This window comes from Terrabacter sp. 01T434 (assembly GCF_056398545.1).
In genome coordinates, this window is record NZ_JBFTPP010000012.1 from 38,258 (window position 1) to 58,851 (window position 20,594).

The following is a 20,594-nucleotide window of genomic DNA, read 5'->3' on the forward strand; positions in this document are numbered from 1 at the left end:
CGCGGGCCGATGTCGGGCGCCCGCATTGATAGTTCATCCTCTTTGCCCCATTTGGACCCCAATCAGGGAATGACCTGTCATGCTCCTGCGCGGGGCGGCTGAGCCCCGCTTTGCCCCGACCCGAGCAGGAGCACCGTGACCGCCCCCCAGACCTTCCACGGCATCGTCGCGAGCCGCCCGGAGCAGACCGTGCTGGACGACGACCGCGGGATCATCTTCTGGGTGCAGACCGACGACGACCCGCACACGGACGCCGCCCAGGTGTTCCTCTCGGCCACCCGCGCGGACCAGGTCGAGGGTCTCGACCTGGCGATCGGGTCGGAGCTCACCATCGAGGGAGCCCCGCTCGGCAACGGCGTCACCTCCGTCTCGGCCCTGCGGCTGGCGGAGCACCGCCGGCCGCGAGGTCGGGTGCTGGGCACCGTCGAGGTCCACGTCCCCGACCTGGCGCGCCTCGACCCGGGTCGCGAGCGTCGCTACCAGCTCCTGGTGTGGGGCGGTGTGGCGACCATCGTCGTGCTGGGTGTCATCGGGATGGTGAAGAGCAGCGTCGTCGGCAACATCGGTTTCATCTTCTTCCTCCTCTGGGGTGCGGTGCTGGTCTGGGACGACCTGCGCACCCGGAAGATCGACGACCGCGAGTACGCCGCACTGTCGAACGACGTCGTCACGGCCGTTCGGTCCCGGCTCAACATCGACGTGCCCCCGCAAGCGGTGTTCGACATGCTTGGCGGTGGCCTCGAGCGCACGGGCAACCCGTGGCGGCCGATGCGCCCCCGCCGGACGGGCCCGGCGTACTGGGTCGCCGAGGCGGTCGGGGCGCGGCTCGCGGTCGACATCACGCCGCAGCCGCTCCAGCCCAATGCCCCAGCCACCATCACGGTCGTGGCGGTCGACGAGGACCACCCGGCGTGACCACAGAGCTCCCTCCTCCCAGCGGCCCGCCGCTGGTCCCACCCGTGACGGCGACGCCCGGTCAGAGCGGTCAGCTGGTGCCGGCGCCTGGAGGGCGCAACGGACTCGCCATCGCTGCCCTGTGCTGCGGTCTCGCCGCCTTCGTTCCCCTGGTCGGCGTGCTCGCCGTCGTCTTCGGCGTCGTCGCCCTCAACCAGCTGCGAGGCGGCTTCCAGCGAGGTCGGGGCATGGCCATCACCGGCATCGTCCTGGGCGCGCTCGGCGTGCTCGCCTGGGCTGCGCTGCTCGCCATCGGCATCTTCGCCGGCGGGCCGGAGCGTGACGCCTCCGGGCAGGTCGCTCCGGCTCAGTCGGTGTTCCTCCAGGACCTCAAGGCGGGAGACTGCTTCGACGGCGTGCCGGCCACTCCGGACGCCGCGGTCGACGCGGTGACCTCCCGCGCCTGCAGCGGAGCGCACGAGGCCCAGGTTGCCGCGATCGTCGAGCTCCGCGAAGGAGCCTTCCCCGGAGACAAGCAGGCCGCCGATCTCGCCGGACGGGCCTGCAGCGACGCGGTCGAGCCGCGGCTCCGCGACAACGTGACGGACGCCGACCTGAGCTTCGTCTACCCCGACACGGCGCTCGCGTGGCGCCTCGACCGGCACGCCGTCTGCATCCTCGCGGCAACGTCGGGCAAGCTCACCGGCTCGGTCCTGAAGTAGGCCGCGAACGCCACACGCACGTGAGGCCCCCTCCCGCTGGGAGGGGGCCTCACGGCATACGTGCTCGGGTCGAGGTGATCGGCGACCGCGGTGGGTCGGCTGTCACCTCGACCCGGGGATGTTCGCTGGGGTCAGCGCGCCTCGGTGCCCGCGATGAACGCCTCGAGCTTGGCACGGCCGAGGTCGTCGGGACGCTGCTCCGGCGGGGACTTCATGAGGTAGGACGAGGCGGACAGCAGGGCGCCGCCGATGCCACGGTCCTTGGCGATCTTCGCCGCGCGGATGGCGTCGATGATGATGCCGGCCGAGTTGGGGGAGTCCCAGACCTCGAGCTTGTACTCCAGGTTCAGCGGCACGTCACCGAAGGCGCGACCCTCGAGGCGCACGTAGGCCCACTTGCGGTCGTCGAGCCACGCGACGTAGTCGGACGGGCCGATGTGGACGTTCTTGCTGTCGACGAGGCCCGAGAGCGAGCCGGTCAGGTTGGACGTCACGGCCTGGGTCTTGGAGACCTTCTTGGACTCGAGACGCTCGCGCTCGAGCATGTTCTTGAAGTCCATGTTGCCGCCGACGTTGAGCTGGTACGTCCGGTCGAGCGCGACGCCGCGGTCCTCGAAGAGCTTGGCCATGACGCGGTGCGTGATGGTCGCGCCGACCTGGCTCTTGATGTCGTCACCGATGATCGGCACGCCGGCGGCCTCGAACTTCGCGGCCCACTCGGGGTCGGAGGCGATGAAGACCGGGAGCGCATTGACGAAGGCGACCTTCGCGTCGATGGCGCACTGCGCGTAGAACTTGTCGGCCTGCTCGGAGCCCACCGGGAGGTAGGAGACGAGGACGTCGACCTTGCGGTCCTTGAGCACCTGCACGACGTCGACCGGCTCGGCGGACGACTCGTCGATCGTCAGCTTGTAGTACTTGCCGAGGCCGTCGAGCGTGTGGCCGCGCTGGACCTCGACACCCGTGGTGGGGACGTCGGCGATCTTGATGGTGTTGTTCTCCGAGGCGTTGATGGCCTCGGACAGGTCCTTGCCGACCTTCTTGTCGTCGACGTCGAACGCGGCGACGAACTCGACGTCAGAGACGTGGTAGTCGCCGAACTTGACGTGCATGAGGCCGGGGACACCGGTGGTCGGGTCGGCGTCCTTGTAGTACTCGACGCCCTGCACGAGCGAGCTCGCGCAGTTGCCGACGCCGACGATGGCGACGCGTACGGATCCCATGGATCACTCCTTGTTGTTGGTGGTCGTGCTCTGGGGGGTGGTGATGTCGGTGGTGTCGTATGCCGCTGGGCCCGGGTCGAGGGCCGCGCGGCGTTCGGCGACGATGAGCTCCTCGAGCCAGCGGACCTCGCGCTCGGCGCGCTCCTCGCCGTGCTGCTGCAGCGCCAGGGTGTAGCTGTCCATGCGCTCGCGGCGCGCCTGGGAGGCGTCGCGGATGTTGGCGAGACGCTCCTCGAGGCGGGAGCGACGGCCTTCGAGGATCCGCAGCCGGACCTGGGCCTCGGTGCGGGAGAAGAAGGCGAAGCGGACGTCGAAGTCGTCGTCGTCCCAGGCGTCCGGGCCGCTGGCCGCGACGAGGTCCTGGAAGTGCTCCTTGCCGTCCGCGGTCAGCTCGTAGGTGATCCGGGGACGCTTGCTCGTCCCGGTCGCCGCCTCGCTGGTCTCGTGGATCCAGCCCGAGTCGAGCAGCTGACGCAGAGCCGGGTAGAGCGAGCCGTAGGACAGGGCGCGGAAGATGCCGAGCGCGGTGGTCAGCCGCTTGCGCAGCTCGTAGCCGTGCAGGGGACCGTCATGGAGCAGGCCGAGGACCGCGAACTCGAGCAGCGCGGCACGGCGGCTCTGAGGACGTGGGGATGACGGCACGCCTTCACCATACAGGCAGATATATCGCTGCGATACATCGCCAGTCAAAGTGCGATCGAAAGAGCAATCCGTCCGTCGTGTGTGACCGCGCGGTCGCGCAGCGTGGGTACGGATTGCTCTTTCGATCGTCAGGGCGCGAGGACGTAGGTGGCGATGTAGGCCGTGCCGGTCGAGTTCGGGGATCCCTCGCCGAGCTGCACCGTGAGCCACTGCCCCCGACCCGCGGACTGGGGCACGGTCTCCCTGCCACCCTCCTGGACCTGTGAGGCCTGGCCGGTGAGGCCGTCGAGCGTGTAGTAGCCCGGGTTCGCCCGGAGGGAGCCGGTGCCGACGGTGCCGTAGGTGACGAGGTAGGGGCCGCTCGACGGTGCCTCGAGCTCGACCTTCCGGCGAGCGACATCGGTGAGTGGTCCGGCCGTGAGCGCCAGTAGCCGGTACGTGTAGCCCTGGTGCTCGAGCGCGTCCGGGACGAGGCCGACCACCTGCTGCGCCGCGTCGCGGACCTCGGTCTGCGGACCCAGCTCGTAGACGGCGGCGACGAGTCGCACCCCGGGTCGCGACACCGGACGGTTCTGCCTGTCGACGAGGTCGACGTGGAGGGTGGCCGGGCTGCCCACCGTGACGTCGGCGGACCCCTGGCCGGACGGACCCAGCTCGAGACCGCCGACGGGCAGGTCGCCGCCCGGTGCCGTCGCCGAGCAGGACATCGAGACGTAGCCCTCCAGGGCGCCGACCCGGGCCCGCACCATGAGGTCTCGGGTTGCTGTGGGCGAGGTCGTGGGGCCGTAGCACTCGACGGTGAGCGAGATCTTCTTCGTCGTCGGGTTCCAGTCGACGTCGAGCGAGCGCTGCCCGACGTCGCCGATGGCGCCGCCTGCCAGCAGGCTGTCGGCCGAGTGCGCCCGAAGGCGGAAGCCGTCCTTGATGATGTCGCCGTGGGCGTCCGGAACGGCGCGGTACGGCAGGCCGTCGGCGCCGATCATCGGGGCCGTGCTCGACGGCGTGCCGGCGGGAACGGTCGGGCTGGGCCGGCCGAGCGACGTCACGACCCCGACGGCCAGCGCGGCAACCGCGAGGGTGGCGCCGGCACCGACCGCCACCGCGCGGCGGCGCTTCGTCTGCGTGACCTTCGCGGCGACGCCGGCCCGGAGGTCGGTGGCCGTGCCGAGGTCGTCGGCGTGGGTGGTCAGCTCGTCGCGCAGGTCGGTGAGGTTCATCGGACACGCTCCTCGTCGGAGTTCGGCGCCAGGGTGGGGTCGATGCGGAGCTTGGCGAGGGCGCGGCTCGCCTGGCTCTTCACGGTGCCGACCGAGCACTGCATGATCTCGGCGGTCTCGACCTCGGAGAGGTCCTCGTAGAACCGGAGCACGACGACGGCCCGCTGGCGTCTCGGCAGGCGCGCGAGCGCCCGCCAGAGGTCGGTGCGGTCGTCCACGCGTACGTCGTCGGCGGGACGGGGGCCGGAGCCCACGCCACGCTCGGGGAGCTCGGCCGTCGCCTCCTCACCGTTCCAGCGCCGCCGCCACCAGCTCGAGTACGTGTTGACCATGACCCGACGGACGTAGGCGTCGGGCTGGCCCTCGATGCGCGCCCAGGCGAACCACGCCTTGGCGAGCGAGGTCTGCACGAGGTCCTCCGCCAGGGCGCGGTCGTGCGTCAGCAGGTATGCCGTCCGCAGCAGTCTCGTGGAGCGCGTCGCCACGAAGTCGTCGAAGGACCCTCGGTCCACGGCTGGTCCCCCTGTCAGCGGCCCGGTCGAGGAGCTGCTCGCCCCGGCGTCGGCGCTCGTCACAGTCGTCACGGTCGTCACACCCTGCAGGACCGGCTGGCCCGGGAGAAAGGTTGCACGTCATGCGGGGGTATGTGAAGCGAGCCTGTGGGGTGGTTGTGCCGCTCGTGTGAAGCGCCTCGCCGGTTTCGTCGTCCCGGTGCAGGTCGGGTCATACTGAGTGGCGGCTCGGGACGGTTCTCGGGCCTGATCAGTGAATGGAGCAGGTTGTGACGCAGAGCAGGCGCGACAAGAGCCGCACCGGCTGGAAGAAGTGGGCGATCGGCACCCTCAAGTGGGGCTCGATCGCCGCTGGCGTCCTGCTCGTGGTCGGTGTCATCGGCGTGGTCATCGCCTACAACCGGACCGCCATCCCGCAGCCGAACCAGCTCGCCAACAAGCAGGTCTCGATCGTCTACTACAGCGACGGCAAGACCGAGCTCGACCGCATCGCCGTTCAGGACGGCAACCGCGAGTCCGTGCCGCTCAGCAAGGTGCCGAAGTTCGTCCAGGACGCGCACATCGCGGCCGAGGACCGGACCTTCTACCAGAACAACGGCATCTCGGTCGGCGGCATCCTGCGCGCCGTCAAGACGAGCGTCACCGGCGAGACCCAGGTCGGCGGCTCCACCATCACCCAGCAGTACGTCAAGAACTACTTCCTCACGCAGGACCGGACCATCTCCCGCAAGGCCAAGGAGATCCTCATCGCCGTCAAGATCGACGGCCAGCTCTCCAAGTCCGAGATCCTCGAGAAGTACCTCAACACCATCTACTACGGCCGCGGCGCCTACGGCATCCAGAGCGCGGCGAAGGCGTACTTCGGCAAGGACGTCTCCCAGCTCACCGTCGGTGAGGGCGCGGTGCTCGCGTCGGTCCTCAACGCCCCGACGCTCTACGACCCCGCCCAGGGCCCGGCCGCCGAAGCCAACCTCACCAAGCGCTACGCATACGTCCTCGACGGCATGGTGCAGGAGGGCTGGCTCAGCGCCGCGGACCGGGCCAAGTACGCCGCGCTGCCGAAGATCCTGCCGTACAAGGGCAACAAGTTCTCGTCCGGTCCCAACGGCTTCATCACGGCGCAGGTCAAGAACGAGCTGCTCTCGACCGGCCTGTCCGAGCAGGACATCGACAAGGGCGGCCTGCGCATCGTCACGACGATCGACAAGAAGTCCCAGGACGCCGCGATCACGGCGATGCAGTCGAACCTGCCCAAGCAGGTGCAGGGCGGCCTCGTCGCGGTGCGACCCGGTGACGGCGCGGTCATCGCGATGTACGGCGGCGCGGACTACTCGAAGTCGCAGTTCAACACCTCGACCCAGGCGATCATGCAGGGCGCCTCGAACTTCAAGCCGTTCGCCGTGCTCGCCGCGGTGCGCAGCGGCGTCTCGACGAAGACGAAGTTCGACGGCGACCAGCCCCAGGACATCGCCGGCACGACGATCACCAACTTCGGCGGCCGCTCGTACGGCATGGTCGACATGCGCCGGATGGTCGGTCGCTCGATCAACACCGCCTTCGTCAACCTCAACAACACGATCGGGCCGGAGCTGACCCGGCAGGCGGCCATCGACGCCGGCATCCCGGAGAAGACGCCGGGGCTCGACGCGACGCTGACCAACGTCCTCGGCACCGCCTCGCCCCACGTCATCGACATGGCCACGGCCTACTCGACGATCGCCTCGCAGGGCGTGCGCGCCAAGCCGTACTTCGTCAAGAAGGTCACCTCGACGACGAGCGACTTCAGCTTCGAGGCCAAGGCCCAGACCAAGCGGGCGTTCGACAAGGACGTCACCGCCGACGTCACCGACGCGATGACCTACACCGTCAAGACCGGGGGCACGGCGACGAAGCTGCAGCGGCTCGGCCGTCCGGTCGCCGGCAAGACGGGCACGTCGTCCTACGCGAAGTCGATCTGGTTCTCCGGCTTCGTCCCGCAGCTGGCGGTGTCGATCGGCATGTACAAGCCCGACGCGCAAGGCAACCCGCAGACCCTCACGAGCTCCGAGGACACCAACCTCACGGGTGGCACGGTCCCCGCCGACGTCTTCTACGACTTCATGAAGGTCGCCCTCCAGGGGATGGAGGTTCAGGACTTCCCGGCGCGGGCAGGCGTCGGCGACGACAAGATCCCCACGCCGACGACGACCTTCACCCCGCCGCCGACCACGACGACGACGCAGGCGCCGACGACGACCACCACGCAGGCGCCGTCCACGACGACCACGCAGGCGCCGACGACCACGCAGGTCCCGACGACGACGCAGGCGCCGACGAGGACCAGGACCCGGACGGCGACGTCCACGCCGACCCTGACGGTGCCGCTGGGGCAGCGGTCGAGCCAGGGCAACACTCCTTGAGCCGGCGGTGCGGTCGGGGGCGTCACGGCCTGACGGGGCTGGTGCCTCGGTGACCGAGCAGGTCGACGACCCCGTCGTGCGGGCGGCCTCCGAGGTCATCGGGGGCCCCCGTGGGCGGTATGCCGCGGCGCACGAGCTTCCGTGGCTGCTCACGGCCGCACTCCTGTCGGCCCTGACAGCCGTCACCGCCGGGCTCGCCGTCCTGCTCCGCGTGCCGTGCCTGCGCACCGGCTTCAGCGGCGACACCCAGTTCTGGAGCGCGTGCTACGCCGACCTGCCCACCGCCTACCGTGACGCCAACGTCAAGGCCGGAATCGCCGCCTACCTCCAGGGTGGCGACGGCGCGCCGGTCACCGGTCAGCCGCCCCTGACCGGGCTGGTGCTCACCGCCGTCGCGAGCCTCACGCCGGACAACGGGTCGCTGGCGACGCGCGCGGTCTGGTACTTCGCGCTGTGGTCGGTGTTGCTGACGCTCCTGCTGCTCGCCGTCGTCTGGCTCGTCGCGTCGTCCGCCGCCCGGCCCTTCTCGGCCGCGCACGTCGCGCTGTCACCCGTCGTGGTGCTCGCCGGCTTCATCTCCGCCGACCTGCTGGGGGTGGCGCTCGCGAGCGCCGGCATGTGGGCGTGGTCGCGGCGCAACCCGACGCTCGCCGGGGTGCTGCTCGGGCTCGCCATCGGGGCCCGGTCGTATCCCGTGCTGGTCCTCGTGGCCATCGCGCTGCTCTGCGTGCGGTCCGGGCGGCTGCGCGAGATGGGTCGCGTCGTCGGCTATGCCCTGCTGACGTTCGGCGCCCTGCTCTCGGGGCTGTGGCTGCTCAACCGCGGAGCGGCCGCCTCGCCCTACCAGGGGTGGGCGTCCTCGGGCGCGGGCTACGGCTCGCCGTGGCTCCTGCCGCAGCTCGCCGGCCACCCCCTTCCCGAGGGGGCCGTGACGACGCTCGCGGTCGTCGGTTGGCTCCTCGCGCTCGTGGTCGGAGCCGTGCTCGCGCTGTCGTCCGCGCGGCGACCCACCATCGCCGAGGTGTCGCTCGTCATGGTCGGGATCGTCCTCGTCACGGGCAAGTCGTTCACGGTCCAGAGCTCCCTGTGGCTGGTGCCGCTCGTCGCGTGGTGCGCCCTGCAGTGGCGTGACCACCTCATCTGGGCCGGCGCCGAGGCACTCAACTTCGTCGCCGTGTGGCTCACGATCGCCGCGACGACCGTGCCGGACCGTGGGCTGCCGGCGCCGTGGTATGCGTTCTTCTCGATGCTGCGCGTCGTGGCCGTGCTGTGGCTGGTGGCCGTGGTGTGGCTGCGGGCGCGGGGTCGGTGGGGTCGCGGGACGTCCGAGACCGACGACCTCGCCGGGCCGATGACCGGCGCGCCGGATCGGCTCATCGTCCGCTTCTCCTGAGCGTTCTCCCGAGCGTTCTCCTGGGCGCAGGGGCCGCGGGCTGCGCCGATTTCGGGGTATGCCGTCCGGCCCGGTAGTCTTGCCCAGTTCGCCGTGTGCCCGGTGGCCTGTGGATCAAACCGATCGATGTCGGCGCGGTCTGCGAGGCTGAACCCGGCTGGAAGATCAGGCCGGGCCCCGTGCCCGCGGTGGGACGAATGCAACCCTCCTGTCACGAGAGAGACTCGTGACCGCCGAGACCAGAGGAGGTGGGTTAGAAGCATGCGTCAGTACGAACTCATGGTCATCCTCGACCCGGAGACCGAAGAGCGCACCGTCGACAAGACGATGGACAAGTTCCTCACCGTCGTGAAGAACGACGGGGGCACCGTCGACAACGTCGACATCTGGGGCCGTCGCCGTCTCGCCTACGACATCAAGAAGAAGTCCGAGGGCATCTACGTCGTCGTCACCATGACGGCGGAGCCGGCCACCGCCCAGGAGCTCGATCGCCAGCTGAACCTCAGCGAGTCGATCATGCGCACCAAGCTGCTGCGCCCCGGCGCCTGATTCAGCGACAGTCACTGAACCCGCTCGATCACCCGACGAAGGACTGAACGGAGCCCACGCATGGCAGGCGACACCGTCATCACGATCATCGGCAACCTGACCGCCGACCCGGAGCTGCGTTTCACGCCGTCCGGGGCTGCGGTCGCGAACTTCACCGTGGCCTCGACGCCGCGGCAGTTCGACCGCCAGAGCAATGAGTGGAAGGACGGCGAGACGCTGTTCATGCGCTGCTCGGTGTGGCGCGACGCGGCGGAGAACGTCGCGGAGTCGTGCCAGCGGGGCATGCGCGTGATCGTGTCCGGCCGGCTGAAGTCTCGTTCCTACGAGACCAAGGAAGGCGAGAAGCGCACCGTCGTGGAGATGGACGTCGACGAGATCGGCCCGTCCCTGCGCAGTGCCACCGCGAAGGTCAACAAGACCCAGCGCGGCGGCGGCGGTGGCGGCTTCGGCGGCGGCCAGGGCGGCCAGGGCGGCGGCTGGAGCGGTGGCTCCGGCGGCCAGGCCGAGGACCCGTGGGCGACCGGCGGTTCCGCCGGTGGCCAGGCGGCCCCGGCTGCGAGTGGCGGCCAGCAGGGTGGCTGGAACAACCAGTCCTCCGGTGGCGGTCAGCAGGGTGGCGGCCAGCAGGGTGGCGGTTGGGGCGCAGCCCCCAGCTACGACGAGCCCCCCTTCTGATCGCGCTTCCTGATCGAGCTCGAGCAGGTCAGCACCGTCGTTCGGTGAAGTGAGCCGGACGGCATACCCACGTAGTTCTTAAACCCATCCCGGGGCACCAAACCCCGGGCTCTCATCAAGAAGGAGAGCACCACGATGGCAAAGCCCGTTGTGCGCAAGCCCAAGAAGAAGGCCAACCCGCTGAAGGCGGCGAAGGTCGAGAACATCGACTACAAGGACACTGCGCTCCTGCGCAAGTTCATCTCCGACCGCGGCAAGATCCGCGCGCGTCGCGTGACCGGTGTGTCCGTCCAGGAGCAGCGCCTCATCGCCACGGCCGTCAAGAACGCCCGTGAGATGGCCCTGCTGCCCTACTCGAGCTCGGCTCGCTGAGCTAGTTCGGGAACGAGGAGAACACCATGAAGCTCATTCTCACGCACGAGGTCTCCGGCCTCGGTGCCGCTGGTGACGTCGTCGAGGTCAAGGACGGCTACGGCCGCAACTTCCTGATGCCGCGCGGTCTCGCGACCCCGTGGACCAAGGGTGGCCAGAAGCAGGTCGACGCCCTGACCAAGGGTCGCGCGGTCCGCGAGATCAAGGACCTCGACCAGGCCAAGGGCATCAAGGGCCAGCTCGAGGCAACCTCGGTCAAGGTCCCGGCCAAGTCCGGCCAGTCCGGCCGCCTCTTCGGCGCCGTCAGCAACGGTGACATCGCGGCAGCCGTCAAGGCTGCCGGTGGCCCGGAGCTCGACAAGCGCAAGATCGAGGTCAAGCAGGCCATCAAGACGCTCGGCTCCTACGAGGCGACCGTCCGTCTGCACCCCGAGGTCGCGGCGACCCTCACCTTCGAGGTCGTCCCCGCCTGACCGTCGAGGTCTGATCGGCCGAAGGGCCGGGCTCCGCACCACGCGGAGCCCGGCCCTTCGTCACGCCCGGCCCCTTCGAGTGCTCGGTGCCCGACGAGGTGCGGGCGGGGAAGTGAGCACGCGAGTGTCGAGTGCTCAGTTTCCGACGGGCTCAGGTGGAGTCGCGCACGACGAGGTGGGTGTCGAGGGTGGTGACCCGGGGCGGGGTCTCGCCGGCGAGCAGCCGCAGCAGCGTGTCGGCCATGACGACGCCCATCTCCTGGGCCGGCTGGGCCACGGTCGTCAGACCGACCTTGCCGCGCGTGGCGTACTTGCTGTTGTCGAAGCCGACGATCGCCACCTCGCCCGGCACGCGCAGCCCCCGCTCCTCCAAAGCGAGCAGCGCACCGCTCGCCATGAGGTCGCTCGCGACGAAGATCGCGTCGACGTCCGGGTAGGAGTCGATGATCGAGAGGGCAGCGCGGATGCCGCCGGCCTCGGTGAAGTCGCCGTGCGCGACGCGGTGGTCGGAGAGACCAGCAGCGCGCAGGGCGTCGCGCCAGCCCTGCTCGCGGTCGACCGAGGCCGGCATGTCCGGCGGGCCGGTGATCGTCGCGATCGCCGTGCGGCCGCGGTCGATGAGGTGCTGGGTGCCGGTGACGGCGCCCAGCCGGTTGTCGACGTCGATGTAGTAGTCGCTGTCCTTGGCCTCGTCACCGATGGGGCGTCCACCGAAGACGACGGGCAGCGACCTGCTGAGCGAGGCGAGGAAGTGGTCGCCGGAGTGGTGCGAGACGACGATGGCGCCGTCGACGTTGCCCCCGAGCAGGTAGCGCCGCGTCTTCTCGGACGGGCTGCTCGGGTGGGTCAGCTGCAGGTTGAGCACGTAGTCGCTGTCGTCGAGCCGGTCGCTGATGCCCTGGACGACGTCGGCGAAGTAGGGGTCGCCGAAGAAGCGGTGCGCGTCCTCGGGCACGACGAGCGCGATCGACATCGTGGCCCGCGCGACGAGCGAGCGAGCGGCCCGGTTGGGCACGTAGTTGAGCTCGGCGATGGCCTTCTCGACGACGGCGAGCACGTCCGGGCTGACCCGCGGCGAGCCGTTGATGACGCGCGAGACCGTGGCCCGGGACACGCCGGCCACCCGGGCGACCTCCTCCAGGGTGGGTCGCCCGACGGGGGTGGCCAGCGTCCCGTCGCTCATGTCGTCGATTCTCCTGCGGATTCGTCGCCGGCACCGCTGGCGTCCGGCTCGGCCCAGGGGGCGGGCAGCCGGCGGGTCGCGATGATCCGGGCGAGGTCGAGTGCGCTCGCCTTGGGGGTGCGCACCTGGGTGTCGTAGTCGACTCGGACGATACCGAAGCGCTTGGCGTATCCCCACGCCCATTCGAAGTTGTCGAGCAGCGACCAGTAGAAGTAGCCGCGCACCGGCACTCCGGCGTCGACCGCGTCGAGGATCGCCCCGAGGTGCGCGCGGACGTATGCCGTCCGGCCGCGGTCGTCGACGAAGCCGTCCTCGTCGGGGACGTCGTCGAAGGCGGCGCCGTTCTCGGTCACGTGGAGGGCGACGCCGGCCGGCCCGGCATACTCCTCGTGCAGCCGGACGAGCAGGCGGGTCAGGCCCTCGGGCTGGATCTCCCAGTCCATCGCCGTGACGGGCAGGCCGCGCGGGTGGCGGTAGGAGTCGTCCGCGGCAGGGAACGGTGAGCGGGTGAACCGGCCGCCGTTGACGCTGTCGGAGAGCGAGGCGGCGGGGGGCTCGTGGCCGATGGCCTCGCCGTTGTAGTAGTTGACGCCGAGCACGTCGACGGGGGTGGAGATGACCTCGAGGTCACCGTCCATGATGTGGTCCTCGAGTCCCAGGTGACGGACGTCGTCGAGGAGGTCGGCCGGGTAGGCGCCGCGGAAGACCGGGTCGAGGAAGATCCGGTTCATCTGCGCGTCGACGCGCCGGGCGGCGTCGACGTCGCGCGGGTCGGACGGGTCGAGCGGGTCGGCCACGGTGAAGTTGAGCGTCAGGCCCAGCTCGAGGGACGCGTCGCGGGCGCGCAGCTCCTGCACGACGCGGCCGTGCGCGAGCAGCAGGTGGTGCGCGGCCGCCAGCCCGTCGGCGGGTGACGTGCGCCCCGGCGCGTGCATGCCGGCCGTGTAGCCGAGGAAGGCGGCGCAGAACGGCTCGTTGAGTGTCGTCCAGGTGCGGACCTTGTCGCCCAGCCGGTCGTGGACGGCCAGCGAGTAGTCGACGAAGCGGTCGACCGTCTCGCGCGAGGTCCAGCCGCCCCGGTCCTCGAGGGCTTGGGGCAGGTCCCAGTGGTAGAGGGTCAGCCACGGCGCGATCCCTGCGTCGAGGAGCGAGTCGACGAGCCGCTCGTAGAAGTCGAGCCCCTTTGCGTTGACGGGTCCGCCGTCGGGGCACACCCGGTCCCACGAGGTCGAGAAGCGGTAGGACTGCATCCCGAGCGACTTCATGAGGGCCACGTCGGCGGCATACCGGTGGTAGTGCTCGCACGCGACGTCGCCCGTGTCGCCGTCGACGACGGCACCCTGGGTGTGGCTGAAGGTGTCCCAGATCGAGTCGGTGCGGCCGTCCTCGTGACGGGCCCCCTCGATCTGGTAGGCCGCGGTCGCGACACCGAGGACGAAGTCCTGAGGCACCGGGCGGCTCTGCGCCAGCACGAGATCCGTGGCAGGGACGATGAGGGGCTGGGGGCTACGCGTCTGCGCGGTCATCCCTTGACTGCTCCTTGCATGATGCCGGAGACGAGCTGCTTCCCGGCGAAGACGAACAGGACGATGAGGGGCAGTGCCATGAGCACGACCCCGTTGAGCACGAGGGAGTAGTCGACGAAGTAGGCCGCCTGCAGCTGCTGCAGCGCGACGGGCAGCGTCGGGTTGCCCGGGTCGAGGATGATGAAGGGCCAGAAGAAGTTGGTCCACGTCGCGATGAAGGTGAACAGCCCGAGCATGGCCGCGCCCGGGCGGGCGGCGGGCAGCGCCACGGACCAGAAGGTCCGCAGGGTGGACGCGCCGTCGACGCGCGAGGCCTCGATCAGCTCGTCGGGAAGCGCCTCCTGGAGGTACTGCGTCATCCAGAAGACCCCGAAGGCGCTGACCGCGCTCGGCAGGATGACGGCCCACAGGCTGCCGATCCAGCCGAGCTTGCTCATGACGATGAAGAGCGGCACGATCCCGAGCTGCGTCGGCACGGCCATCGTCGCGATGACGAAGACGAGCAGGCCGTTCCGGCCGCGGAAGCGCAGCTTGGCGAAGGCGAAGCCGGCCATCGCCGAGAAGAGCACGACGAGCACCGAGACCGTGCCGCTGACGAGGATGCTGTTGCCGAGGGCCTTCCAGAACGGGATCGTCGTGACGACGGTGCTGGCGTTCTGGAGGAAGTGCCCGCCGGGGATGAACGAGTACGGGTCCTGCACGATGGCGGCCGAGTCCTTGCTGCCGATGACGAAGGACCACCAGAGCGGGAACGCCGAACCGACGAGCACGACCGCGAGGAAGACGTATGCCGTGGGGCTGGCCTGGGTGCGTCGCACGAGGCGGGCGCTGTGTCGAGGCTTCACGGCGGGGGCGGGGGTCAGGGTCGGGGCGGTCATCGCTGTCCCTTCGAGGCGATCCGGCGGGTGACGAGGAAGTTGACGACCGCGAAGATGACGACGATGAGGAAGAGCATCCAGGCGACCGCGGCCGCGCGGCCGAAGTTCTTCTGCGTCCAGCCGAGCTGGTAGAGGTAGAGGGTCAGCGTCTGCCACTGCAGGTCGGCGCCGCCGAGACCGTACTGGTCGTACATCCGCGGCTCGTCGAAGATCTGCAGGCCGCCGATCGTCGAGGTGATGACGACGAAGATGATGGTCGCGCGCAGCTGCGGGACGGTGATCGAGAAGAAGGTGCGGACGCGTCCGGCGCCGTCGATCATCGCCGCCTCGTAGTAGTCGCGCGGGATGGCCTGCATGGCGGCGAGGAAGATCAGGGCGTTGTAGCCGGTCCACCGGAAGTTGACCATCGTGGCGATGGCGAGGTGGCTCGGCAGGACCTCCTTGTGCCACTGGATGGGGTCGACCCCGACGAGGCCGAGCAGGTGGTTGACGAGTCCGAACTTGTCACCGAAGAGGTCGCTGAAGATGAGGGCGACGGCGACCGGGGCGACGACGTAGGGCAGCAGCACGCCCATGCGCCAGAACGTCCGGGCCCGCAGGCCGCTGTCGAGGGCGGCCGCGATGAGCAGGGCCGCGATGACCTGGGGGACGCTCGAGAGCAGGAAGATGCTGATGGTGTTCTTGAGGGCGTTCCAGAAGTAGGGCTGCGCCAGCACGTCGGTGTAGTTCTTGAGGCCGACGAAGCCGCCCTGGCCGCCGATGAGGCTCCACTTGTGGAGCGAGACCCACGCCGTGTAGAGCAGCGGGAAGAGCCCGACGACGCCGAAGAGGATGAAGAAGGGCGAGACGTACGCGTAGGGCGCGCCCGACTCGTCGAGCTTCGTCAGGCGCCGTCGCCATCTCGACCGCGGCTGCATCGGCGAGCGCTGCACGAACGCCGGGGACTCGGAGGGGTCCGGGTGCGTCGTGCGGGTGGGGGACTGAACGGTCATGGCAGTTCCGATGGTCGGGGGGACGGCTCGGTGCGGGGGTGGGGGTGCACCGGGCCGTCCCCGGGTCAGCTGGCTCGGCGGTCAGGTCAGCCGATGGCCTTGACGTCGCCCACCCACTTGTCCCACGAGTCCTGCGGAGAGGTGCCCTGCTCGACGCGGGTCAGCGCCTGCTGCATCGCGTCGTTGATGGCGAAGTAGTGGGTGCCCTTGTACGGCGTCATCGTGACGGCCTTGGCGCGGTCGGCGAAGATCTGGCCGGTCGGGGCGTCATTGAAGGACGCGACCTTGAAGGAGAGCAGGTCGGGGCTCTCGAGGGCCTGCTTCTGGCTCGGGAAGGTGCCGACCTTCTTGAAGGCCTTGACCTGCTGCTCGGGGGCGGTGAGCCATGCGGCGAGCTCCCGGGCCTCCTTCGGGTGGGCGCTCTGCTTCGGCACGGTCAGGTACGAGCCGCCCCAGTTGCCGCCGCCGCCCGGGAAGGTGTTGGCGACGTCCCAGCCCTTGACGCCCTTGGCGTTGCCCTCGATGACGCCGACCATCCAGCCGGGGCAGAGCATCGTCGCGAAGCCGTCCTTCTGGAAGCTGGCCGTCCAGTCGTCGCCCCACTGCTGCAGCTTGGCGGACAGGCCGTCGGTGATGCCGGCCTGGACGACCTGGTCGTAGACCTTCTTGACCTGGGCGTTGTCGGTGGCGGTGATCGAGTCGTCGCTCGGGTTCTCGTAGGCGGCGGGGATCTGGTTGACCATGCCCTGGTAGGTGGCGCCGATGCTGTCGAAGAACGGGACCTTGGACTTGGCCTTGAACTGCTTGCCGGCGGCGAAGTAGCTCTCCCACGTGTTGCCGAAGAGCTTGGCGACCGACTCGCGGTCGCTCGGCAGGCCCGCAGCCTTGAAGAGGTCGCTGCGGTAGCAGATGGCCTCGGGCCCGGAGTCCGTGCCGTAGCCGATGAGGTGGCCGTCGGAGTCGGTGGCGGCCTTGGCCTTCCAGTCGAGCCAGCGGCCCTGGACATCGGCGGAGTTGAGGTCGTTGAACTTGTCGGAGTACTGGAGCATCTCGGGGAGCCAGTCGACCTCGACGGCCTCGACGTCGGCCATACCGCTGCCGGCGGAGAGCCGGGTGAAGAAGTTGTCACGGGCCTCGTTTGAGGTCGCGGCCTTCTTGTGGGTCACCTTGATGTTCGGGTGCGACTTCTCGAACTCGGGGATGAGCTCCTCGTAGCCGAACTGGTTGAAGGTGGCGAGGGTCAGGGTGACGGGCCCGCTCGCACCGCCGGTGCTGCCGGCCTGCGTGGCGGCCCCCTCGGTGCTGGAGCCGGAGCTGCAGGCGGTGAGGGCCATCAGCCCGACGGTGAGGCTGGCGAGAACGGCATGGCGCGAGCGCAGGGTCGGTGCGCCGATCCGGGTGGAACGGGATGTCATGGAGAGCTCCTTTGGTCTCATCCCCAGTGTGGGTGTGGGAGCGCTCTCCGTGCGTGAAACGCGGCCGTGAGAGCGCTCTCACGAGCAGGATGGCGGCTCGCGACGGGAGCGGTCAAGTGCCGTGACCATTCCGTGACCTGAACGCCGGGCTCGATCACCGCTAGCGTGGAGGTCCCGGCACTTGCCCGGGCCCTGGCAACTGCGGGAGGCTCCATGACCGTCCACGACGTCGTCGCCATCGGTCGGGTGGGTGTCGACCTCTACCCGCTCCAGCACGGTGTGACGCTCGACGAGGTGCGCAGCTTCGAGAAGTTCCTCGGTGGCAGCGCAGCGAACGTCACCGTCGCCGCCGCGCGTCACGGCAGGCGGGCGGCCCTCGTCAGCGCTGCGGCCGCCGACCCCTTCGGACGCTTCGTCCACCGCCAGCTGCTCCAGCTCGGTGTCGACGACGCCTACGTGCAGACGATCACCGGTGGCCCGCCCACGCCGGTGACCTTCTGTGAGATCTTCCCGCCCGACCACTTCCCGGTCTGGTCCTACCGCTACCCGACCGCGCCGGACCTGCTCATCACCCCGGAATCCCTCCCGCTGCAGGCGATCCGAGAGGCGCGCGTCTACTGGTCGACGCTGACCGGGCTCAGCCAGGAGCCGAGCCGAGCTGCCCATCTCGCCGCTTGGGAGGAGCGCGGGCGGGCGGCGCTGACGGTGCTCGACCTCGACTACCAGCCTGCCTTCTGGAGCGGCCGCGGCGCAGCCCACGACCAGGCCCGCGAGGCGTTGCGCCACACCACCGTCGCCATCGGCAACGTCGAGGAGTGCGCCGTCGCCACCGGCCACGCCGACCCGGAACGCGCGGCGCGGGCGCTGCTCGACCTGGGCGTCGAGCTCGCCGTCGTCACCCAGGGGTCTCGTGGAGCGCTGGCCATGACGCCGAGCGAGCTGGTCAGCGTCCCGGCCTTCCCCGTGCAGGTCGTCAACGGGCTCGGCGCCGGGGACGCCTTCGGTGGGGCGCTCGTCCACGCGCTCCTCGAGGGCTGGGACCTCGAGCGCATCCTGCACTTCGCCACGGTGGCCGGGGCCCTCGTGGCGGGCCGGCTCGCCGGGTCACCGGCGATGCCCACCACGGCCGAGGTGCAGGAGCTGCTCTCGGACGTCGAGGTCGCCGACGAGGCGCGGTGAGCTCCCGGCCGGAAACGAGAAAACCCGCCCCCGCTGGTCACGTCGCCGAACTCGACCAGCGGGAGCGGGTGCCCTTTGACTCGATGACCGACAGGGGAGGAGATCACCGAGTCGCACAGGAGCAACTCACGAAAACGACTATGGGCGCCCGACCTTAAAGGAGACTGGGAAAGCCGTAGCAGTTAGCCCAGACCTCTCGCTGTCCGTGGTGGACGATCAGGGACGAACCCCCATGTTCCGTGCGAAAGGGACGTGACGGCATACGCCCAAGGCCCTCAGCGGGCGCCGATGACCATCCAGTCGTCGCGACGCGCCCGCCAGCCGAGCACGACCCCGCGGATCGCCATGAAGGCGGTGAACGCGACCCACAGCACGACGACGTCTCGGGTCGCGGAGCCGCTCGGTCCGGCCGCACGCACGGCGAGGATGACCGGGAGGTAGGCGACCAGGGTGGCGACCTGGCCCCCGGCCAGCCACCGGCCGTCGCCGGCGCCGATGAGGACTCCGTCGAGGACGAAGACGTAGCCGGCCACGGCCTGGCCGAGTCCGACGACGACCAGGGCCGCGCCGAGCGCCTCCTGGACGGCCGGGTCGGGCGTGAAGAGCGGCGGCAGGACCGAGTGCAGGGCTGCGATGACGAGCCCGAGGGCGAGACCTCCCCAGACGCCCCAGCGCACCATCGTCCCCATCGCGAGCCGGACGCCCGCGCGGTCGCCGGCGCCGAGCGCTCGGCCCGTGATGGCCTGGGCGGCGATCGCGAGCGCGTCGAGCGCAAAGGCGAGGAACGACCAGACGGTCATCGCCACCTGGTGGGCTGCGAGCGGCACGTCGCCCAGGGAGGCCGCGACCCACGTCGTGACGAGCAGCGTGGCGCGCAGGGCGAGGGTGCGGACCAGCAGGGGTATGCCGGTTCGCCCGGCCGCGAGGACCCGTGCGGGATGTGGGCGCAACCGGGCGTGCCGTGCCCGCGCCTTGACGAGCAGCACGGTGACGAGCGCGACCCCCATCCCGGTCTGCGCGATGACGGTGCCCCACGCGGATCCTGCGATGCCCCAGTGCAACCCGTAGACGAAGACCAGGTTGAGCGCGATGTTCGCGCTGAAGCCGACGACCGAGGCGACCAGTGGCGTCGTCGTGTCCTGCAGGCCCCGGAGGACGCCGGTGACGGCGAGGATGGCGAGCATGGCCGGGATGCCCAGCGCGGAGATGCGCAGGTAGGTCGTCGCCTGCTCGAGCACGGCTGGGGAGGCGCCGAAGATCGCACTGATCGGGCCGGCCCAGACGGCGACGACGGCGGCCGTGCCGGCGCCGAGCCCGAGCGCGAGCCACAGCCCGTCGATGCCGGCGCTCACCGCGGAGCGCTCGTCACCGGCGCCGAGGTGGCGGGCGACCACGCTCGTCGTGCCGTAGGCGAGGAAGACGAAGACCCCGGCGGCCGTGACTAGCGCGGCGCTCGCGACCCCGAGGCCGGCGAGCTCGGCCGTCCCGAGATGGCCGATGATCGCGGAGTCGGCGAGCAGGAAGAGCGGCTCGGCGATGAGTGCCAGGAAGGCCGGGACGGCGAGACGGACGATCTCGCGGCGATGGCTCCCAGCGGCCGGGGCGACGCGGCTCACGACGGCTGACCGAGGTGCTTGAGCGCCTCACGCCGCGAGAGCCCCGACAGGGCGGGGTGCCCGTTGACGAAGGCCCGCACCCAGTCGGGGTCGGTGCGCGCATGGTCGCGCAGCGCCCAGCCGATCGCCTTGCGGCTGAAGAAGTCCGGGTCGTCGATGTTCGGCTCGATGACGTCGGTCAGGAGCGACTGGTCGAGGCGATCGCGCGCGCCGACCTGGCAGATGATCGCGGCCCGGCGCACCCAGAGCGAGTCCGAGCCGGCCCAGTCCCGCAGGCGCAGCCCCTCGACCGTCGGGTGGGTGAGCACCGTGTCGCGCACCAGGTGCGTCGCGATGTCGTCCACGACGTCCCACCAGGCGCCGGCCCGGATCAGGCTCTCCCACAACGGCATCGCGTCGCTGTCGACCCACCTGCGATAGGGACGGTGACGCGCGAGGGCGATGGCGGCATACCAGTGCTCCCGGTGGGTGGCCCCGTCCCAGAGGGCGCGGATCGTCGCCTCCCACTGCGCTCGCGACTCCATGGCGAGACCGGGGTCCCGCAGCAGGGGGCCGAGGAGCGCCTTGAGCTGCGGTGAGGTCAGTCCCAGGAAGGGCATGGCCGACTTCATGTAGCGCTGCTGCCCGGCCGCGCGCTCGGCGTCGGCGTGCTCCGCGAGCGTGGCGGTCACGGCGGCGACGAGGTCGCTGTGCACCCCCGGCTCGGACATGGGTGCCAAGGTAGCGCCGTGCCG

20 protein-coding genes are annotated in these 20,594 nt (G+C 70.2%); 9 read left to right on the forward strand and 11 right to left on the reverse strand.

Annotated elements, in window-relative coordinates; all coding sequences use genetic code 11:
- Positions 1 to 135: 135 nt before the first annotated feature.
- Together AC1DIW_RS20300 and AC1DIW_RS20305 are read left to right on the forward strand one after the other, a co-directional pair.
- The gene (locus AC1DIW_RS20300) at positions 136 to 915 is read left to right on the forward strand and encodes a hypothetical protein (RefSeq protein WP_478110487.1); all 780 of its coding nucleotides are present in this window, start codon (positions 136 to 138) and stop codon (positions 913 to 915) included.
- Complete coding sequence (locus AC1DIW_RS20305) at positions 912 to 1,616, forward strand: DUF4190 domain-containing protein (protein ID WP_478110489.1); 705 nt, start codon at positions 912 to 914, stop codon at positions 1,614 to 1,616. The genes AC1DIW_RS20300 and AC1DIW_RS20305 overlap by 4 nt, the downstream gene beginning before the upstream one ends.
- A gap of 131 nt (positions 1,617 to 1,747) precedes the next feature.
- On the opposite strand, the gene AC1DIW_RS20310 is transcribed toward AC1DIW_RS20305, so the two are convergent.
- From AC1DIW_RS20310 to AC1DIW_RS20325, 4 genes are all read right to left on the reverse strand, one after another.
- Positions 1,748 to 2,839, reverse strand: coding sequence for an inositol-3-phosphate synthase (locus AC1DIW_RS20310; RefSeq protein ID WP_442280893.1), 1,092 nt, complete (start codon positions 2,837 to 2,839; stop codon positions 1,748 to 1,750).
- A gap of 3 nt (positions 2,840 to 2,842) precedes the next feature.
- On the reverse strand, positions 2,843 to 3,481 hold the full coding sequence (locus AC1DIW_RS20315) for a PadR family transcriptional regulator (protein ID WP_478110491.1): 639 nt from the start codon (positions 3,479 to 3,481) through the stop codon (positions 2,843 to 2,845).
- 128 nt (positions 3,482 to 3,609) lie between these two features.
- The gene (locus AC1DIW_RS20320) at positions 3,610 to 4,698 is read right to left on the reverse strand and encodes a hypothetical protein (RefSeq protein ID WP_478110492.1); all 1,089 of its coding nucleotides are present in this window, start codon (positions 4,696 to 4,698) and stop codon (positions 3,610 to 3,612) included.
- Complete coding sequence (locus tag AC1DIW_RS20325; protein ID WP_478110494.1) at positions 4,695 to 5,282, reverse strand: SigE family RNA polymerase sigma factor; 588 nt, start codon at positions 5,280 to 5,282, stop codon at positions 4,695 to 4,697. The genes AC1DIW_RS20320 and AC1DIW_RS20325 overlap by 4 nt, the downstream gene beginning before the upstream one ends.
- Positions 5,283 to 5,479: 197 nt before the next feature.
- Between AC1DIW_RS20325 and AC1DIW_RS20330 the strand changes: the two genes are divergently transcribed.
- The 6 genes from AC1DIW_RS20330 to rplI all read left to right on the forward strand — a co-directional run bounded on the left by AC1DIW_RS20330 (position 5,480) and on the right by rplI (position 11,071).
- Positions 5,480 to 7,609: a transglycosylase domain-containing protein gene (locus AC1DIW_RS20330; RefSeq protein ID WP_478110495.1), complete on the forward strand. Its 2,130-nt coding sequence runs from the start codon at positions 5,480 to 5,482 to the stop codon at positions 7,607 to 7,609.
- Positions 7,610 to 7,658: 49 nt separating this feature from the next.
- Positions 7,659 to 9,002, forward strand: a complete 1,344-nt coding sequence (locus AC1DIW_RS20335) for a glycosyltransferase 87 family protein (protein ID WP_442280888.1) — start codon at positions 7,659 to 7,661, stop codon at positions 9,000 to 9,002.
- Between the two features lie 261 nt (positions 9,003 to 9,263).
- Positions 9,264 to 9,551, forward strand: coding sequence for a 30S ribosomal protein S6 (rpsF, locus tag AC1DIW_RS20340; protein WP_030197748.1), 288 nt, complete (start codon positions 9,264 to 9,266; stop codon positions 9,549 to 9,551).
- 60 nt (positions 9,552 to 9,611) lie between these two features.
- Positions 9,612 to 10,226 carry a single-stranded DNA-binding protein gene (locus AC1DIW_RS20345; protein WP_478110497.1) on the forward strand — a complete coding sequence of 205 codons (615 nt, stop codon included), beginning with the start codon at positions 9,612 to 9,614 and terminating at the stop codon, positions 10,224 to 10,226.
- A 135-nt stretch (positions 10,227 to 10,361) separates the two neighbouring features.
- Positions 10,362 to 10,598 carry a 30S ribosomal protein S18 gene (rpsR, locus tag AC1DIW_RS20350; RefSeq protein ID WP_013494395.1) on the forward strand — a complete coding sequence of 79 codons (237 nt, stop codon included), beginning with the start codon at positions 10,362 to 10,364 and terminating at the stop codon, positions 10,596 to 10,598.
- A 26-nt stretch (positions 10,599 to 10,624) separates the two neighbouring features.
- Positions 10,625 to 11,071 carry a 50S ribosomal protein L9 gene (gene rplI, locus AC1DIW_RS20355; RefSeq protein ID WP_442280886.1) on the forward strand — a complete coding sequence of 149 codons (447 nt, stop codon included), beginning with the start codon at positions 10,625 to 10,627 and terminating at the stop codon, positions 11,069 to 11,071.
- Positions 11,072 to 11,222: 151 nt separating this feature from the next.
- Here the strand turns inward: rplI and AC1DIW_RS20360 are convergent, their stop codons facing one another.
- From AC1DIW_RS20360 to AC1DIW_RS20380, 5 genes are all read right to left on the reverse strand, one after another.
- A complete protein-coding gene (locus AC1DIW_RS20360) occupies positions 11,223 to 12,254 on the reverse strand; it encodes a LacI family DNA-binding transcriptional regulator (RefSeq protein WP_478110499.1) in 1,032 nt (343 codons plus the stop codon).
- A complete protein-coding gene (locus tag AC1DIW_RS20365; RefSeq protein ID WP_478110500.1) occupies positions 12,251 to 13,780 on the reverse strand; it encodes a GH1 family beta-glucosidase in 1,530 nt (509 codons plus the stop codon). Before AC1DIW_RS20365 ends, AC1DIW_RS20360 begins: the two co-directional genes overlap by 4 nt.
- The gene (locus AC1DIW_RS20370) at positions 13,777 to 14,658 is read right to left on the reverse strand and encodes a carbohydrate ABC transporter permease (RefSeq protein ID WP_478110502.1); all 882 of its coding nucleotides are present in this window, start codon (positions 14,656 to 14,658) and stop codon (positions 13,777 to 13,779) included. Before AC1DIW_RS20370 ends, AC1DIW_RS20365 begins: the two co-directional genes overlap by 4 nt.
- Positions 14,655 to 15,650, reverse strand: a complete 996-nt coding sequence (locus AC1DIW_RS20375; protein WP_478110503.1) for a carbohydrate ABC transporter permease — start codon at positions 15,648 to 15,650, stop codon at positions 14,655 to 14,657. Before AC1DIW_RS20375 ends, AC1DIW_RS20370 begins: the two co-directional genes overlap by 4 nt.
- A gap of 86 nt (positions 15,651 to 15,736) precedes the next feature.
- On the reverse strand, positions 15,737 to 17,065 hold the full coding sequence (locus tag AC1DIW_RS20380) for an ABC transporter substrate-binding protein (protein WP_442280710.1): 1,329 nt from the start codon (positions 17,063 to 17,065) through the stop codon (positions 15,737 to 15,739).
- A gap of 213 nt (positions 17,066 to 17,278) precedes the next feature.
- Here AC1DIW_RS20380 and iolC point away from each other — a divergent pair, with 213 nt between their 5' ends.
- Positions 17,279 to 18,244 carry a 5-dehydro-2-deoxygluconokinase gene (gene iolC, locus AC1DIW_RS20385; RefSeq protein ID WP_478110505.1) on the forward strand — a complete coding sequence of 322 codons (966 nt, stop codon included), beginning with the start codon at positions 17,279 to 17,281 and terminating at the stop codon, positions 18,242 to 18,244.
- A 275-nt stretch (positions 18,245 to 18,519) separates the two neighbouring features.
- Here iolC and AC1DIW_RS20390 read toward each other — a convergent pair whose 3' ends face one another.
- Both AC1DIW_RS20390 and AC1DIW_RS20395 read right to left on the reverse strand, forming a co-directional pair.
- On the reverse strand, positions 18,520 to 19,860 hold the full coding sequence (locus tag AC1DIW_RS20390; RefSeq protein WP_478110508.1) for an MATE family efflux transporter: 1,341 nt from the start codon (positions 19,858 to 19,860) through the stop codon (positions 18,520 to 18,522).
- Positions 19,857 to 20,570, reverse strand: coding sequence for a DNA alkylation repair protein (locus AC1DIW_RS20395; RefSeq protein WP_478110510.1), 714 nt, complete (start codon positions 20,568 to 20,570; stop codon positions 19,857 to 19,859). The genes AC1DIW_RS20390 and AC1DIW_RS20395 overlap by 4 nt, the downstream gene beginning before the upstream one ends.
- Positions 20,571 to 20,594: the final 24 nt, after the last annotated feature.

What these genes read in the sequence shown, in the direction of transcription:
- AC1DIW_RS20345 (WP_478110497.1), top strand. Translation starts at nt 9,612, where the DNA reads ATGGCAGGCGACACCGTCATCACGATCATCGGCAACCTGACCGCCGAC.
- rplI (WP_442280886.1), top strand. Translation starts at nt 10,625, where the DNA reads ATGAAGCTCATTCTCACGCACGAGGTCTCCGGCCTCGGTGCCGCTGGT.
- AC1DIW_RS20375 (WP_478110503.1), bottom strand. Translation starts at nt 15,650, where the DNA reads ATGACCGTTCAGTCCCCCACCCGCACGACGCACCCGGACCCCTCCGAG.
- AC1DIW_RS20365 (WP_478110500.1), bottom strand. Translation starts at nt 13,780, where the DNA reads ATGACCGCGCAGACGCGTAGCCCCCAGCCCCTCATCGTCCCTGCCACG.
- AC1DIW_RS20320 (WP_478110492.1), bottom strand. Translation starts at nt 4,698, where the DNA reads ATGAACCTCACCGACCTGCGCGACGAGCTGACCACCCACGCCGACGAC.
- iolC (WP_478110505.1), top strand. Translation starts at nt 17,279, where the DNA reads ATGACCGTCCACGACGTCGTCGCCATCGGTCGGGTGGGTGTCGACCTC.
- AC1DIW_RS20360 (WP_478110499.1), bottom strand. Translation starts at nt 12,254, where the DNA reads ATGAGCGACGGGACGCTGGCCACCCCCGTCGGGCGACCCACCCTGGAG.
- AC1DIW_RS20370 (WP_478110502.1), bottom strand. Translation starts at nt 14,658, where the DNA reads ATGACCGCCCCGACCCTGACCCCCGCCCCCGCCGTGAAGCCTCGACAC.
- rpsF (WP_030197748.1), top strand. Translation starts at nt 9,264, where the DNA reads ATGCGTCAGTACGAACTCATGGTCATCCTCGACCCGGAGACCGAAGAG.
- AC1DIW_RS20310 (WP_442280893.1), bottom strand. Translation starts at nt 2,839, where the DNA reads ATGGGATCCGTACGCGTCGCCATCGTCGGCGTCGGCAACTGCGCGAGC.
- AC1DIW_RS20395 (WP_478110510.1), bottom strand. Translation starts at nt 20,570, where the DNA reads ATGTCCGAGCCGGGGGTGCACAGCGACCTCGTCGCCGCCGTGACCGCC.
- rpsR (WP_013494395.1), top strand. Translation starts at nt 10,362, where the DNA reads ATGGCAAAGCCCGTTGTGCGCAAGCCCAAGAAGAAGGCCAACCCGCTG.
- AC1DIW_RS20380 (WP_442280710.1), bottom strand. Translation starts at nt 17,065, where the DNA reads ATGACATCCCGTTCCACCCGGATCGGCGCACCGACCCTGCGCTCGCGC.